The sequence below is a fragment of the Nitrosopumilaceae archaeon AB1(1) genome, from assembly GCA_033471095.1.
Lineage (GTDB): Archaea > Thermoproteota > Nitrososphaeria > Nitrososphaerales > Nitrosopumilaceae > Nitrosoabyssus > Nitrosoabyssus spongiisocia.
This window is the reverse complement of sequence record CP136752.1, coordinates 415,579-430,070: the sequence shown is the minus strand read 5'-3', so window position 1 is coordinate 430,070 and position 14,492 is coordinate 415,579. Positions and strand designations below refer to the sequence as shown.

Here is a 14,492-nt window from a genome sequence, read left to right as displayed (position 1 = left end):
ATGACATGTCATCCAAATTTATCGTTAAATCTCTATTAATAGCCAAATCTATTACGATTTATCTATTTTTTAAATATGAATTACGGTTTTCTAAATGCATCATTATCTTTAATCGTGATCATTCCGCTACATGGGTTAACAATTTTTTCAAACTCATCTGAATTACTTATTGTTCGCATAAATGCAAATGCTCTAATTTTTGTCGTGGGACATTCAATTTTTATTCTGTTTGCAGCTCCAAGAAAGGTTGAACCACGAGTTACAATATCATCAATTAAAAGAACTTCTTCTAGACAATTTGGAATTTTTTTCATAGACAGAGAATCAAAATGTTTCCTAGGTTTCGGTCAATCCCTAGGTTTACACATTGATGATTTCAAAACTGCAAATTCACGAAATAGACATGTATTGACATTTTTCCCCAAACCATTTTTAATTAATGCATCTGCAAGGCATTTGGATGTCCATAATGTATTCATCTTTGTTAGAGAACTCTTGGGTACTGGAATCAAAATTTGTTTTGGATGAAAATAACTTGCAAACTTGAGAGTATTAATCATATTTTTTATTTTTTGTGTATAATACTCTGATGTTAAAATTTTATTTTGTTTTATTTGAATCGATTTGTTATTTTTAGAATCACTCATCACAGTTCTAGACTCTTTAGCAACACTCGATGTTCCTCGTGGTGAATATGTTAGAAAAGAGCTAAATTCAAGTGTGGTTATATTCATAATTCACTTTATTCAAAGAGTTTACTCATTTTAATATCTGATGGCAGTACCTGAAAAATATCATCTAGTTCATCAAGCTCTATTGCTCCGTATTTCATCATCTCATCTGCCCACTCTGATTTACAATTATTTATAACATTTTTTGTTAAAAATACTAGTCTTCCAAGTCTTAATCCTTCCCAGCCTTGATGTATTGTACCACTTGTTTTACCTGCCTCTACAATTATACTTGCATCAGAGATTAACGCCATTATTTTATTTCGCATTATAAAATTTTGTGGTAATATTGGATGATTGTTTGCAAATTGTGTAATTACTAGATGATTTTTCATAATTTTTTGTTGAAGTTTAAAATTTTTCGCTGGAAATGTTTTATTTAATGGTGTCCCAATTACCGCAATAGTTTTCCCTCCATTATTCATTGCCGTCTCATGAGCAACAGTGTCTATTCCTTCAGCTAATCCACTAACAATTACTACATGTTTTGCAACTAATTTTTTAGTTATATCTCTAGCATATTCAAGTCCTTCTGGTGAGGCTTTTCTAACTCCAATCACTGATACTTTAGGACGTAATAATGCAATATCAGTATCCCCTTTTGTGTATATTTTATCTGGACAAAATTTTTTTTCTGTATCATTAAATCCATGACCTACAAGAAATTCCATAGGCATTGATTCTTCTGACATTATTGATGTCATAATTGTATAATTGACATAACTAGACTTTTAATGTTTTTTCAATTATATGATCCCATCGACTCTTTAATTATGCTGATTTTATATCTAGATTTATTCTAGTTATATAATTTACCTTATTCTATCATATTTTTTGATACCCTCATACTATTATAATATTAATGAAAATTTGCTATGATGCATTGGAGATTCACTGTTATACCTGCAACCACAATTCCTATAATTCTAATTGCTATTCGATTTGATATTGATATAATAGATGTATTTACAATTAGTGCTGTACCAATAGTTTTTGCGGCCAGTTTGCTTTTCTTAAAATTAGTAATATCTGGATTAAAGTTTAGCTATATTGTACGATCCAATTTAGGTAAATTTGATTCTATTTGGAGAATGACTGGGGTACGAATTGGAAGTGAATTTATAAAATTTACAACTCCAATGTTTATAGGAGCTGAATTTGTAGTCATTTATTGGTTACACAAAAAAAATGTACCAACACCCAAGGCTCTTTGGATTGCTATACTTGATATTGTTACAGAGGTTTTAGCTGGTGGTGTATTATCAATAGCTGCAGGACTGTTTGCATTATACAGTGGAGCTTATCTAATTGCTACTGTGATTCTTGCTACTAGTATTTCCATTACAACTCTTTGGGTAGTTTTATTCTTTTTATCTTCCACGCATACATTCCAGCTTCCTGGTGTGTTTGCGTTTATACTACGAAAGACTCTGAAAACAAAAAGTGAAAAATACATTAAAGAGACCAACAAATGGATGTCAGACGTCTGTCATATGAGTAGAGATAATCTACATAAATCTAGTTCGAAAAAAATCTTTGTTAACAGCTTTTTCATGTCTCTTGCTGCGTGGATCTGTTACGGTTTGTCATTTTTAATTATTGCAGTAGGAATTGGATATGACGTATCTATATTTGACTCAATAATGTCAGTAATGGGTGCCAACGCAATCGCAAATCTACCTATAACTGTGGGTGGATCTGGACTTGTAGAATTTGGTGTCATTGCATATCTGAACGATCTGAATCCTTTTGATCCACAAATCGCTGAAAATGCAGCAGGATGGAATGCTGTAGTTGCTTGGCGTATTGCTACATACTATATCCCAATTGCTATAACTTGGTTATTTTTGATGAAACTTGCTCTTGTGCGATATAATAAACCGTCCAACATAACATAGTATTTTTAGTCTTTTGTGTATATGATTAGTATTGGATTTCGCAGGAAAAGTTGTTGTGATCACAGGAGCCTCTACAGGTATTGGCAGAGCTGCTGCCATTAATTTTTCACACCGTGGAGCTAATCTTGTACTTGTATCTAGAAATAAAGATGCATTAGAGAAGGTCAAACCAAATTTGAGTGATACTGCAGATGTACTTTTGATACCGTGTGATGTATCTGATAATAATCAGGTAATAGACATGGCCAAGAAAACATTGAAGCATTTTGGTAGAATTGATATTCTAGTAAATAACGCAGGATTTGCAATTTTATCCACCATTACTAATCAAAAGATTTCTGATATTGAATCTCAAATGAAAACCAATTATTTTGGGATGATTTATTGTATTAAACAATTTCTCCCTGTAATGTTAGAGAGGAATTCTGGACATATTGTAAATGTGGCCTCTGTAGCTGGAAGTTTTGGGTTGGCTCAGATTGCACCTTACTGCGCTTCCAAATATGCCATGTTGGGATTCTCTGAAGGACTTAAACAGGAATTATACAACACAAATGTAGATGTTACAGTAGTTAGTCCTATGATGACAAAAACTAACTTTTTTGATCATCCTTCCTTTGTTAATATGCATAAATATTCTCCAATGACTTTAACACCAGAGCAAGTTGCGCGTGTAATAATTCGAGCGTCTGGTTCATCTAGACTCGAAATTATAGTTCCATCTTATGTTAGAATAGTAATTTGGTTAAAGCAGACCTTTCCATTTATCATTAATCCAATCATACATCATATAATGATGCGTAAATAATTCACTCTTTGATTTCGGTAATGGTTTTAGCCTTAAATTGATATATAGAATTCATAATAATCTCTTGACTTTGTAAATATTCTATTACTTTTTCACTCAAAGGCGCTCTGTATATCTCAATATTAATTTTATACATATTTTCTTTCTCCATGTCTTTTATTTTGATCTTGCCTGGTATGTCAACAGTGATAATATGTCTTCCATCATCAGTAGGTTTGTCTAGTTGAAAATCTATTTTTTTATCAGACTCATATATCTCTAAAATACGTCCTGTTGAGATAATTTCTTTTGGTTTTCCAAATTTTACATTCTGTATCTCAGATTCTACCCACTGTGGCATTTGATCTTTTTTAGTCATATCTATTCAATTTTTTGCTTTTTCGGTTTTGCTCTTATTCCACCAACTGAGATAATCATACTGATGATCTTCACGTGTACGCTCTCTTCTACCAATTTTCTCTCTAATATCGCTTACCTGCTCTCTTGTTGCGTAAAGACCACATCTTTTACACATAAAGTGTTTGGTTGATATATCTAATTTCATTGGAAATTCTATCTCATCGAAGAATTTAGTTAAATCCACTTCTTCTTCTGCATCTGCATATTTTGCAATAATTTTTTTTCTTTCGCGTGCTACACATTCAGGACAATTTGGCAATTTAATTTTAACCGTTTTTTTGGCATAAAAGCCTTTACTATTGAAATTAGATTTGCTAAAATTTACGTCTAGTATGCGGATTATATCTTCATCCCTCTCGGTCAGTTCGCCCATCGAACTACCCGCATACTAGACACATATCTCTACAAAAATATACTATTTGTCTTTTAACATTTCTTCCATTATGGCAACAGTAGTTTTTGCTCCTTCACTAACAAAGTTTTTTGAAAATTCTTTCACTCTTGCCTCATAATCTACAAAATTTTTATGAATTCTAGACACAGCTTGTATAATATTTCTTTCATTCTGTGCCATAATTCCTAATCCTTTGCTCTCTGCCCATAGTAACTGATTTGTATGTTCATCATACAAGGGAACACCAATTATTGGTTTGGCGTTTATTCCCAACACTTCACCCATAATTGTATGGGATCCATTAACAACTACATACTTTGCATTACTCAATACAGTGTCTTTCTCATTCTCACTCAGGAAACCTATGTCAATTTGAACCCACTCTATCTTTCTCTCCCATGCATATTCTATACTATATCTATTCCCATCCATTCCCAACACTGAATTAATGTTAGGATCTGGTACTGCATGTGAAATTAATCGTTTTTCTTTCTTCATTTCATCGCTATGAAACACTCTCTCATATCTTTCTCCTGTGTACTCATTTGTAGACTTGTTTCCAGTTCGTACCCAATATCCAAAATCTACTCCCATGACTAATTTTTCTAAAATTGTAAATTCTGTATCACTCCTCTGTGTTTTTTGAGCAAAATGCCCCGAATATACCACATTTTTTTCTACATCCTTTGAGAAATTCAAATTATATTCACATATTGTATATGGAGGAGGTGAATCTGCAACAATAATTTTAGTAGCCTTTGCAATCTGTTTTGAAATATAATACATACTTGGATATAGGTACATTCTAGATCTCCATAATCTAGTTCTAAACTGATTTGTAATGAATAAACTTGGTATATCACGTTTCTGTGCTAGTATGTTGGAGCCTATATCTCCATCATTTATCACAATATCAAATTTTTCTTTATTGTAAAACTGTGCCTCTTTTTTTAGGTATGTCGAAATCTGTTTTACTAGTGGTGGTCTCCCTTTAACAGGTAGTAAAAAATTTAGTAATGATTTTGGCACACTAGGTCCTGTTTTACCATCTATGGGAGTTGGCATGGTAATTGTATGTATATTCTCGCTATTTTGTGGAAATTTTTCAAGAATTTTCTTACAAATCTCCTCTCCACTATAGTAATGTATGTCAATATCTTCCCTTTGTCTTAATATGTGATCTACTTTACTCATTCTAGAATAATGTCCATTTCCCCATGTGTAGATAAATTGTCCAACTTTCATGAATAATCAAACCTTGTTCTGTGCATTCATGATATTCAAAATATCATGTACATTATTTGGACCAATCTTTATATCTATTTTTTGCATCTTCTCATACGTTTTTCTATAAGTTATCTTGATCCTCTTTGATGGGAATTTCATCTCAAATGATTTTTGTATAGCAGAAATATATTTTTCCAATCCAAATTTACCTGCATGACTAATCTCCTCTAATCCAAAAGAAGGGATATGCGCATACAATTTACTCTTGTGTATTTTCTCTATCATATCATCATTAAACCATACGGGAAGTGCCATGTTTAATGGGGCCGATATTCTATCGCAGTGATATGATTTGGCCATGGCAATCTGAATATCTATCATTTTGGAAATGCTCTCTAGTTTACCTGTAGCGCTATCTGGATATTTTATTTTATAATATTGAACAATAATGTTGTTATTCAGCATTCTTGGTAAAATTTTGTCAAGCAGTTTAGTTTGATGTATCATCTCTGATTCGGTTCTATACCCTACTATTACTTTTACTTTAAATCCCTGTCTTATTGTTTCAAGACAATCTAGTGCTGAAAGTGAATCATAAATACCACACACCGTCATACCTTTCTGAGATTCAAGAGGCATTCCACCAAAACTTGTATCTGTAAATATGCAAATGTATGTATTTGATTTAGAGATAAATAATTCTAATTGTTTTGTGTGATTCCTATGTGTGCCAGGTTTAGCTCCAGATTTGTATAATTTTTCTACAAGTCTTGATGTAATGCTTAATTGTATATCACTTGCAGTATATCCAATGGGTTTACCCTCTATTTTGACGTAAAATTTATCTTGAGATAATATCAATTTTTCCCAAATTTTACTTGCATCTGTTACAATCTCTCCTAATCTAATACCAGTTTTTTTAGCAATTGCAATTTTATCAATTCCAAACAATAAATTTATCGCCGAAGATCCAAGTACTGGATCTTTGAGTGTAACTATAATTACATCTCCATCTATGGCAATTTTACTGAATTTTTGATTTTGATTTTTTAAAATTATCGCAATATTTTTCTTGAGTTGTAATAAATTCTTTTTAGCAAATACAGATGGAAATACTACCACTAAAGATTCTATCATACGTTTTATACCATACTGTTCTTTATAATTTGAATTCTAGTAATCAATATAAGAGATATGAAATAATTTAACATATGAGTAAATTCACTCAAGATGAACTAGATAAAATAGCAACAACGTTGCATACCCCTCAGGAAATACTTGAATGGACATCAGAGAATCTTCATCCCAAAGTCACTAAAGCGTCTAGTTTCGGAGCCGAGGATGCTGTACTAATCGATATGATGATAAAAATTAATCCGGAATTTCGTTTCTTTACACTTGATACTGGTAGACTTCATCAAGAGACGTATGATATGATGAGTCTAGTTCAAAAAAAATATAATCTAAAACTTGAAGTATTATTCCCTGATGCTACTGATGTAGAAGATATGGTAAATAAATATGGTCTAAATCTATTTTATGACAATGTTGATAACCGTGTTTTGTGTTGTCAGGTGCGCAAAGTTTATCCTCTTAATCGAATCTTGCCCACTTTGGATGGTTGGATAACTGGATTAAGAAATGATCAAACAGACAATCGCTCTTCGACACGTATATTGGAGATTGATTCCCAACATAATGACATCATTAAGATTAACCCACTTTTACATTGGACTTGGGACGATGTTTGGAAATACATTAAAGACAATGATGTTCCATACAATAAACTATTAGATATGGGGTATTCGAGCATTGGTTGTGAACCGTGTACACGACCTATCAAAAAAGGTGAGAATAACAGAGCAGGTAGATGGTGGTGGGAGCAAGACTCCAATAAAGAATGTGGACTACACATGCAACACTCTGGAGGTAAATAATGACTAGCATAAAACCTAATGGCGGTACTCTGATTAATCGTATGTCATCCACAAATCCATCTGGATTGGAGACATGTGAAATTAGTATTGGAGTTGCAAATGATTTGGAAAACATTGCAGATGGTATCTTTAGTCCTCTAGAAGGATTTCTAACTGAAAATGATTTTCACAGTGTAGTTGATAAGGGTAGATTATCTAACGACTTGCCATGGACAATACCAATTGTACTTGATATGGATAAAGGAACTGCAGATAGACTAAAAGATGCAGGCGACACACTACTTGTCGATCCAGAAAATACAAATTCTGCGATATTACATACCGAACAAGTATTCCAATTTGACAAAAAAAGTATGGCACTTGGTGTATTTGGTACAGAGGATCCTGCACATCCGGGTGTAGCCAAAGTATTAACCATGAATGATTATTTGGTAGGTGGAAAAATTGATTATCTGAATCGGCCTAAAGAGACTATTTTGCGCAGTAATCGAATGACACCTATACAAACTAGAAAAATATTTGAAGATGCAGGATGGAAAAGTATAGTTGCATTTCAAACTAGAAACCCACCTCATGTGGCACATGAGATGCTACAAAAAACTTCCATCACAACTCGTGACGGTGTATTTATCAATCCTCTAATTGGAAAGAAAAAATCCGGTGATTTTACTGATGAAGTAATTATAAAATCATATGAGACTATGATTAAACATTATTATCCTGAACATAGATGCAAGATGGCCACCCTTCATACCGAAATGCGATATGCTGGCCCAAAAGAGGCTATACACCATGCGATCTTGCGTCAAAATTATGGTTGTACGCATATAATCATAGGACGCGATCATGCCGGTGTTGGTAAATTTTATAATCCATTTATGGCACATAAAATATTTAATGATTATACTGATCTAGATATTACTCCTATCTTTTTCCCTGCATTTTTTTATTGCAAAAAATGCCTTACATTTGCAAATCACAAAACATGTCCTCATGATGATGATTCCAAAGTGCAGATAAGTGGAACACAACTCAGAGAGATGATTCAACAAGGTGATTCACCATCTGAATATATCTTGAGACCAGAAGTATCCCAAGTCATACTTGACAATCCTCACCCATTTGTAGATTAGATTTTTATTGATTTTGTAATGTGTGTATTATATTGAAAAAATACCTACTCGTATCATTTGTATTATCTTTCATTGTTCTTCCAGTGTATGGTCAGACAAATCCGTCACTCATAATTGAAGAATATGAGCCACAATGGTACGACTTTAATGTAGTTGGTAGAGATGCGCTTAGAGTGCCAGTAGATAATATTCATGGAATCAGCTGGCAAGTTACCATTATCAATAATTTATTATACATTGATCCAGATGGTAGTGCTGTTTTAAAATTATATGATAAAAACGATCCAAACAAGTTTATCGAGATTGGAATGGGCGCAGATCCTACTGAAAAATTCTGGATTGCAGTTTGGCTTGAGAAAACTGGTTATGTTGTTGTGTATAATGATCTTGAACATGGTTGGAAACCTGGAGCTAAAATCTTAATCTCATATTCAGAGGTTGCAGGTCTTACAGTAAATAATGGGGAGAGAATTGTTGTAAGTAATTTAAATATAGACAGTTTTATAATATCGCAATATTCTGTTCATGGATTGGAATCTACCAATGATCCACCTATTGTAAACTCTGGCTCTATGCTCTTTGAGATAGTCTCCGGTGATCCCACTGCCAATCCTTTGCAATTATACCCATATTATCTTGCAGTTGCAATTGGAATTGTTGTTGCAATTCTTCTAATCACTAAGAAGCGGTAATGGTAGAATAGTATTTACAGTTTTTTCTCAATCTACACACACCGCACATGGGTGATATGGGTTTACAAATATTTTGACCATACATAACAAATGTATCATTAATTTCCATCCAATATTTTTTTTGTACCGTTCTCATCAATTCAAATTCTGTATCTTCAGGAGTCTTTGTATCTACCAGTCCTAATCTGTTTGAAATCCTATGCACATGGATATCAACTGGTATTGCAGGTTTTTCAAATGCATAGACCAAAACACAGTTGGCAGTTTTTCTTCCAACTCCTGGTAATTCTATTAATTTCTCCAAACTCTCTGGAACTTTATTCTTGTATTGTGAATGAATAATCGAGGCTACTTTGATTATTCTATCTGCCTTTACATGATAGAATCCTATAGATTGTATTAATTTCTCAACATCTCTCAACTTTGCTTCAGATAATGCTTTAGGGGTTTTGTATACTTTGAATAGTTTTTTCACAACTTTTGCAGTATTTTCATCCTTTGTTCTAGCCGATAGAATTGTTCCAATAAGAATACTAAATGGTCCAGTTTCTGCCTCATGTAGTTCTCTGAGGGCTGTCATTCTTGGAGGTTTGACCTCATTCATGGTCTTTCTCATATCATTTATAATCTTTTTCAACTATTTTGTATAATTAATCACTCTATTCTAACATTGCTTTTTTCATATAAAGTATTATAGTTGTTGTAAATAATTTTGGTTAATGCAACTTACTCAACAAGAGGAAAAAGCTCTAGCAGGTGAAGAGGGAGAAGCATTAGCAACTGCATATAGAATTCTTGTAGCCTCTGGAGAAGCTACAGATGCTGAATATTTATCTCCAGTAAAATGGGTGCATCTGTCTGGTGTAAATTATAATACAATAGGTGATTCGGGGGAATCTTTTCTACGTCAAATAAGCCAAGATGCTCATGTTCGTGTACAAACTACTCTAAACCCAATGGGTTTTGATATCAATTCTGTATCTAAATTTAATCTTGGAGATAATTTTATTCAAAAACAACAGAGCATTCGTGATTCCTATGAACGCATGGGAGTTATTCCAACATTTTCATGTATTCCATATGAAATATTTGATCTACCTGAAAAAGGAACTCAGGTTGCATTTGCAGAAAGTAACGCTGCAATTTATGCAAATTCTGTAGCGAATTTAAAAACAAACAAAGAAAGTGCGTTTACGGCGCGAGCTAGTGCTCTTACTGGAAAAAGTCCATACTCTAGTCTTAGAACTGAAGAGGATGCTCCCTCTACGCCTATACACATGGATGTGAGTAATCCTGATGAATTAGACTTTGGCATGCTTGGATATTTTGCTGGCAAGATGGCCAAGACTGAATCTGTTTCATTATCTGGAATTAATATGCCTGACATGCGTAAGTGTAAATCTTTGTGTGGTGGAATGGGTACATCTGGTACATGTGCAAAATTTAATATTTCCAAAGACAGTCCTTCTAACACAATTCATTTTGATAAAAAAGAATCACAAAATATTCATGATGAATTAAACACTTCTGACGATGGTGATATAATAACACTTGGTAGTCCACAATTGGGACTGCCAGAATTAAGTGATCTAACATCTATGTTGAAAAATAAATCATTTACAAAACCTTGTATAATCTTTTGTCCTAAAACAATACAAGATAAAGCCGAATCTCTTGGATATGTCAACAAAATTCAACATGCTGGGGCAGAAATATTTTATGATTGTTGTATATGTCTAACACCATTAATTGATAAAGCACAAATTGATGGGGTGATTACTAACAGTGTCAAAGGCGCATATTATCTAAATAAATCCACAGGCGTCAAGGTAAATTTGAAAAATCTCTCTAGTATTATTGGAGATGAAACAAAATAAAGGTTATAGTTCATGGAAAAGTCTCCGGTTCTGTCTTGAAATCAAATACGCCAATAAATTTTCTCGGGCTAGTTGACAAGTCTACTGGTATGATAAATGATGATACCCATGAACTGAATGGTAAGACTATTAAAAATTCAATTTTGGTTTTTCCTGGTGGACGGGGAAGTAGTGTGGGTGCCTATACAATATATTCACTATTTTCCAATAAATCCTCACCAAAAGCTATGATCTGTCTTGATGCTGATTCTACAGTAGTATCGGGCTGTGCAATAGGGAATATTCCTCTAGTAATCATTTCTAAAGAATTATTCGACACGCTGTATAGTGGTGATATAGTCGATATAGACACTGGGCAAAGTGAAAAAATAAAAAAAAGATAAATCAAAAATCTATTCAAAAATGTTAGTCTGTGTTGGAACTTCTGTTGTAGAGGGAACAGATGGAAACTTGTCTCCAATTTGCTGCTCTGCGACCGCTGCGGCCTCTTGAAGGATTTTACTTGTCTCTTCATTTGAAACATCTGACTCCATATCACTAAACGCATCACCGGCTAGAGAATCTGTCATTAAGCCATTTAGAGTTTGTGTCATATTATTCAACTCGGAATCTGCCTCTGGCATGAATTTTCCTAGTGAACTCTTTAGACCTTTCATCGTGGCCATTGCTGGACCTATGGTTACCATAGCTTCGCCTAAATCATGTACAGTCGTTAATCTTGTCTGTACTTGTTCTAGGGACATTCTAGCATTACCTAGTACCTTAACAACTTTACGACTTTCAGCAAGTTCATTTGATAAAACTCTGCTGGCTTCCGTATCATGTTGTTGCATGGCTGTGACGATTCTCTGAAATAGCTGTGCATCTTTTTCTGAAAGTTTTGATAGCATACTATCCATTTTGGATATTTGCATCTGTAGCTTGCTAACCGCGTTTTGTATGCGTGGTTTTAATGCGCCTTGTGGTTTTACAGACTCTTTGAGTCGAGACGTAATGCCTGGACTTGCGGGTTTGTCCCACGAGCTTGTAAAATTCGTCATGACAACAATTTCTGAAATTTACACTTAATATCAGGTGTATATTTAGATACACTTTGGATTAAATTTCAGCTAACAAACTCTAAATGAGATGTATTACATCATTATTTGTGCCTAAAATAGTCGTATTTGACTCTGGTCTAGGTTCATTATCGATCATTAATGGTCTTCAGAGTGTGATGTATGCTGAAATAGTCTATTTTGCTGATCAAAAGCACTTTCCATACGGTACAAAATCTCGTCATAAATTACACTCGCTGATGAATCATACCATCTTGATGCTTCAAGATATGTTTACACCAGACGTTATCATTATTGGCTCCAACACTCCAAGTTTGTTATTTCCAGATATTTTATGTGATAATATTCATGGAGTATTACCTCCAATTATTAATGCTGATGAATCATCCAAGACAAAGAATATTGCTATCATGGCTACACACTCAGTTATTAATGGAGTGGAAATTAAAGAATTTCTGAATAATTTTAAATTAAACTCTACTGTACAATTAATTGATGCATCTGTTCTGATTGATCTTGTAGAATCTGGTGATTTTCTTTATGATATTACTAAATGTAAAAAAATAATTCATGATACAATTCATGATATAATTACTAGTAATAATATTGATGTTGTGACATTATCCAGCACTCATCTTCCATTTTTATCGACATTATTACATGAAATATTTCCAAATGTTATTTTTCTTGATCCTGCAATTACTATTGCACAAAAAATAAAAAAACAATATGGTAATTCTGTAAATGCAACACTTGATATTTACACTTCTGGTGATCCTAAATCATTTGATAAAATATTATCCGGTCTAGGTGTGAAAACAACTAGTTCTTTTCTGCCTTTCGATATCCGTGACTGAAATTTTTATCATAAAGTTTTGCATATTCATACGTCTCTGGCTCAATCACATCTCCAATTATGATTATGGCAGTTCGTGTAATCTTTTGCTCCCACACTTTCTTGACGATATCCTCTAGCGTACCACGTATCACTTTTTCATCACTCCAACTTGCCCTATATACCACTCCGACAGGCGTGGTTTTTTTGTATCCTCCCTTTATGACATTTTCAACTATATCTTTCAACAGGTGAATACTAAGATAGAATACCATAGTGGCCCCATGTTCTGCAAAACTTGCTATGCTCTCTTTTTTNGGAACTGCGGTTCTTGATTCTGCTCTTGTGATTATTATGCTCTGAGTCACACCTGGTAGTGTCATTTGTATACCTAGTGCAGCTGCCGATGCAAGAAAAGATGTCACTCCTGGAATTATTACACAATTGATAGATTTTTCTTTTAATTTATCCATCTGTTCTCTAATTACTCCATAAATTGTTGGATCACCATCGTGTAGACGTACAGTAATACCTTTTTTTGAACTATTTAATAAAATTTCAAAAATCTCTTCACGTATCATACCTGCTGCATCATGTATGGTAGCGTTTACACACATACCTAGTATCTCTTTTGGAATGAGTGATCCTGAAAAAACTACAGTGTCTGCTGCCTCTAAAATTTTCTTCCCCTTTATTGTAATCAGGTCTGGATCCCCCGGTCCACAACCTACAAAATACACTGTTGGACTAGCCATCTCTTTTTATAACCATGATGGAGAAATAATTACTAGTCATTCCCTTTGTGGCCTCTCCCAATGTTAATTTTTTTATAAATTCATTCTTTGTATCTAGATCTTGTCCTATCGCCATTGTTGATTTATCGGAGAATCCTACTTCTCGAAGTATCTCTATTACCTGATCAAAGTATCTTCCATCTTTTAGAAACACCATTGTGTCTGAATTTCTAGCCAGTTCTTTTACCTGACTCAAATCATAACATGATGGCACTACTGTAAATTTTTCTGCACCCTCAGCAAGACTAACTCCGACTTTGGAGGTGAATGTGAATATAGATACTAGTCCCGGAACAACATCCACCATAACATCTGGATACCTAGATTCTAATTCGCGGTGCATATAGATCCACGTGCTATACAGATACGGATCTCCTACTGTAACATAGACTACTTTTTTCCCCGACATTGCATATTTTGCCATCTCATCTGCATTCTTTTTCCAACTCTCATGCAGTTTATCTACATCTTTTGTCATTGGAAATATCAATCTAACAATTTCTGGTCTCTTTTCTAATTCTTCTATTATTGGTGTGATAATTGATAAAACAATACTGGGTCTGCTCTGCTTTGATGCAGGACATAAAATAATATCTGCATTTTTTATCTCCTTTACTGCTTTAACTGTGAGTAGATCAGGATTTCCCGGCCCACATCCAATTGCAACTATTTTATTCATAATTTAATACATATCCGAGCATATTAAAAT

19 protein-coding genes are annotated in these 14,492 nt (G+C 33.7%); 8 read left to right on the top strand and 11 right to left on the bottom strand.

Annotated features, from left to right (window positions below):
- Positions 1-80: 80 nt before the first annotated feature.
- The 3 genes from R1F52_02575 to R1F52_02565 are packed head-to-tail and all read right to left on the bottom strand — an operon-like array spanning position 81 to position 1,435.
- Positions 81-314: a phosphoribosyltransferase gene (locus tag R1F52_02575; GenBank protein WOV93529.1), complete on the bottom strand. Its 234-nt coding sequence runs from the start codon at positions 312-314 to the stop codon at positions 81-83.
- Positions 315-347: 33 nt separating this feature from the next.
- Positions 348-734 carry a hypothetical protein gene (locus tag R1F52_02570; protein WOV93528.1) on the bottom strand — a complete coding sequence of 129 codons (387 nt, stop codon included), beginning with the start codon at positions 732-734 and terminating at the stop codon, positions 348-350.
- Between the two features lie 8 nt (positions 735-742).
- A complete protein-coding gene (locus R1F52_02565; GenBank protein ID WOV93527.1) occupies positions 743-1,435 on the bottom strand; it encodes a DNA-processing protein DprA in 693 nt (230 codons plus the stop codon).
- 171 nt (positions 1,436-1,606) lie between these two features.
- Between R1F52_02565 and R1F52_02560 the strand changes: the two genes are divergently transcribed.
- The gene (locus tag R1F52_02560) at positions 1,607-2,629 is read left to right on the top strand and encodes a lysylphosphatidylglycerol synthase transmembrane domain-containing protein (GenBank protein ID WOV93526.1); all 1,023 of its coding nucleotides are present in this window, start codon (positions 1,607-1,609) and stop codon (positions 2,627-2,629) included.
- Between the two features lie 31 nt (positions 2,630-2,660).
- Positions 2,661-3,437 carry an SDR family NAD(P)-dependent oxidoreductase gene (locus R1F52_02555; protein WOV93525.1) on the top strand — a complete coding sequence of 259 codons (777 nt, stop codon included), beginning with the start codon at positions 2,661-2,663 and terminating at the stop codon, positions 3,435-3,437.
- Between the two features lies 1 nt (position 3,438).
- On the opposite strand, the gene R1F52_02550 is transcribed toward R1F52_02555, so the two are convergent.
- Genes R1F52_02550 through R1F52_02535 form a run of 4 tightly spaced genes read right to left on the bottom strand, consistent with a single transcriptional unit; the run spans position 3,439 to position 6,594 of the window.
- The gene (locus R1F52_02550) at positions 3,439-3,795 is read right to left on the bottom strand and encodes a hypothetical protein (GenBank protein WOV93524.1); all 357 of its coding nucleotides are present in this window, start codon (positions 3,793-3,795) and stop codon (positions 3,439-3,441) included.
- 6 nt (positions 3,796-3,801) lie between these two features.
- Positions 3,802-4,209: a hypothetical protein gene (locus R1F52_02545; protein ID WOV93523.1), complete on the bottom strand. Its 408-nt coding sequence runs from the start codon at positions 4,207-4,209 to the stop codon at positions 3,802-3,804.
- Positions 4,210-4,251: 42 nt separating this feature from the next.
- The gene (locus R1F52_02540) at positions 4,252-5,475 is read right to left on the bottom strand and encodes a glycosyltransferase (protein ID WOV93522.1); all 1,224 of its coding nucleotides are present in this window, start codon (positions 5,473-5,475) and stop codon (positions 4,252-4,254) included.
- A 6-nt stretch (positions 5,476-5,481) separates the two neighbouring features.
- Positions 5,482-6,594 (bottom strand): hypothetical protein, encoded by a 1,113-nt coding sequence (locus R1F52_02535; GenBank protein WOV93521.1) that lies wholly within the window; start codon positions 6,592-6,594, stop codon positions 5,482-5,484.
- 74 nt (positions 6,595-6,668) lie between these two features.
- Between R1F52_02535 and R1F52_02530 the strand changes: the two genes are divergently transcribed.
- Genes R1F52_02530 through R1F52_02520 form a run of 3 tightly spaced genes read left to right on the top strand, consistent with a single transcriptional unit; the run spans position 6,669 to position 9,219 of the window.
- Positions 6,669-7,394 carry a phosphoadenylyl-sulfate reductase gene (locus R1F52_02530; GenBank protein ID WOV93520.1) on the top strand — a complete coding sequence of 242 codons (726 nt, stop codon included), beginning with the start codon at positions 6,669-6,671 and terminating at the stop codon, positions 7,392-7,394.
- The gene (gene sat, locus R1F52_02525) at positions 7,394-8,527 is read left to right on the top strand and encodes a sulfate adenylyltransferase (protein ID WOV93519.1); all 1,134 of its coding nucleotides are present in this window, start codon (positions 7,394-7,396) and stop codon (positions 8,525-8,527) included. Before R1F52_02530 ends, sat begins: the two co-directional genes overlap by 1 nt.
- A 32-nt stretch (positions 8,528-8,559) precedes the next feature.
- On the top strand, positions 8,560-9,219 hold the full coding sequence (locus R1F52_02520; GenBank protein ID WOV93518.1) for a hypothetical protein: 660 nt from the start codon (positions 8,560-8,562) through the stop codon (positions 9,217-9,219).
- Here R1F52_02520 and nth read toward each other — a convergent pair.
- A complete protein-coding gene (gene nth, locus R1F52_02515) occupies positions 9,206-9,823 on the bottom strand; it encodes an endonuclease III (protein WOV93925.1) in 618 nt (205 codons plus the stop codon). The genes R1F52_02520 and nth overlap by 14 nt on opposite strands.
- 115 nt (positions 9,824-9,938) lie before the next feature.
- On the opposite strand from nth, the gene R1F52_02510 reads away from it, so the two are divergent.
- A complete protein-coding gene (locus R1F52_02510) occupies positions 9,939-11,096 on the top strand; it encodes an aconitase X catalytic domain-containing protein (GenBank protein ID WOV93517.1) in 1,158 nt (385 codons plus the stop codon).
- A gap of 35 nt (positions 11,097-11,131) precedes the next feature.
- Positions 11,132-11,479, top strand: coding sequence for a DUF126 domain-containing protein (locus tag R1F52_02505; GenBank protein WOV93516.1), 348 nt, complete (start codon positions 11,132-11,134; stop codon positions 11,477-11,479).
- A 9-nt stretch (positions 11,480-11,488) separates the two neighbouring features.
- On the opposite strand, the gene R1F52_02500 is transcribed toward R1F52_02505, so the two are convergent.
- Complete coding sequence (locus R1F52_02500) at positions 11,489-12,136, bottom strand: Snf7 family protein (GenBank protein WOV93515.1); 648 nt, start codon at positions 12,134-12,136, stop codon at positions 11,489-11,491.
- A 107-nt stretch (positions 12,137-12,243) separates the two neighbouring features.
- Here R1F52_02500 and R1F52_02495 point away from each other — a divergent pair, with 107 nt between their 5' ends.
- Entirely contained in the window at positions 12,244-13,011 is a 768-nt protein-coding gene (locus tag R1F52_02495; protein ID WOV93514.1) for a glutamate racemase, read from the top strand.
- Here the strand turns inward: R1F52_02495 and cobM are convergent.
- Positions 12,977-13,744, bottom strand: coding sequence for a precorrin-4 C(11)-methyltransferase (cobM, locus tag R1F52_02490; protein WOV93513.1), 768 nt, complete (start codon positions 13,742-13,744; stop codon positions 12,977-12,979). The genes R1F52_02495 and cobM overlap by 35 nt on opposite strands.
- Positions 13,737-14,462: a precorrin-2 C(20)-methyltransferase gene (gene cobI / locus R1F52_02485; protein ID WOV93512.1), complete on the bottom strand. Its 726-nt coding sequence runs from the start codon at positions 14,460-14,462 to the stop codon at positions 13,737-13,739. The genes cobM and cobI overlap by 8 nt, the downstream gene beginning before the upstream one ends.
- Between the last annotated feature and the right edge of the window lie 30 nt (positions 14,463-14,492).

What these genes read in the sequence shown, in the direction of transcription:
- R1F52_02575 (WOV93529.1), bottom strand. Translation starts at nt 314, where the DNA reads ATGAAAAAAATTCCAAATTGTCTAGAAGAAGTTCTTTTAATTGATGAT.
- R1F52_02550 (WOV93524.1), bottom strand. Translation starts at nt 3,795, where the DNA reads ATGACTAAAAAAGATCAAATGCCACAGTGGGTAGAATCTGAGATACAG.
- R1F52_02560 (WOV93526.1), top strand. Translation starts at nt 1,607, where the DNA reads ATGATGCATTGGAGATTCACTGTTATACCTGCAACCACAATTCCTATA.
- R1F52_02545 (WOV93523.1), bottom strand. Translation starts at nt 4,209, where the DNA reads ATGGGCGAACTGACCGAGAGGGATGAAGATATAATCCGCATACTAGAC.
- R1F52_02510 (WOV93517.1), top strand. Translation starts at nt 9,939, where the DNA reads ATGCAACTTACTCAACAAGAGGAAAAAGCTCTAGCAGGTGAAGAGGGA.
- sat (WOV93519.1), top strand. Translation starts at nt 7,394, where the DNA reads ATGACTAGCATAAAACCTAATGGCGGTACTCTGATTAATCGTATGTCA.
- cobI (WOV93512.1), bottom strand. Translation starts at nt 14,462, where the DNA reads ATGAATAAAATAGTTGCAATTGGATGTGGGCCGGGAAATCCTGATCTA.
- R1F52_02535 (WOV93521.1), bottom strand. Translation starts at nt 6,594, where the DNA reads ATGATAGAATCTTTAGTGGTAGTATTTCCATCTGTATTTGCTAAAAAG.
- R1F52_02570 (WOV93528.1), bottom strand. Translation starts at nt 734, where the DNA reads ATGAATATAACCACACTTGAATTTAGCTCTTTTCTAACATATTCACCA.
- R1F52_02530 (WOV93520.1), top strand. Translation starts at nt 6,669, where the DNA reads ATGAGTAAATTCACTCAAGATGAACTAGATAAAATAGCAACAACGTTG.
- nth (WOV93925.1), bottom strand. Translation starts at nt 9,823, where the DNA reads ATGAATGAGGTCAAACCTCCAAGAATGACAGCCCTCAGAGAACTACAT.
- R1F52_02540 (WOV93522.1), bottom strand. Translation starts at nt 5,475, where the DNA reads ATGAAAGTTGGACAATTTATCTACACATGGGGAAATGGACATTATTCT.
- R1F52_02565 (WOV93527.1), bottom strand. Translation starts at nt 1,435, where the DNA reads ATGACATCAATAATGTCAGAAGAATCAATGCCTATGGAATTTCTTGTA.
- R1F52_02500 (WOV93515.1), bottom strand. Translation starts at nt 12,136, where the DNA reads ATGACGAATTTTACAAGCTCGTGGGACAAACCCGCAAGTCCAGGCATT.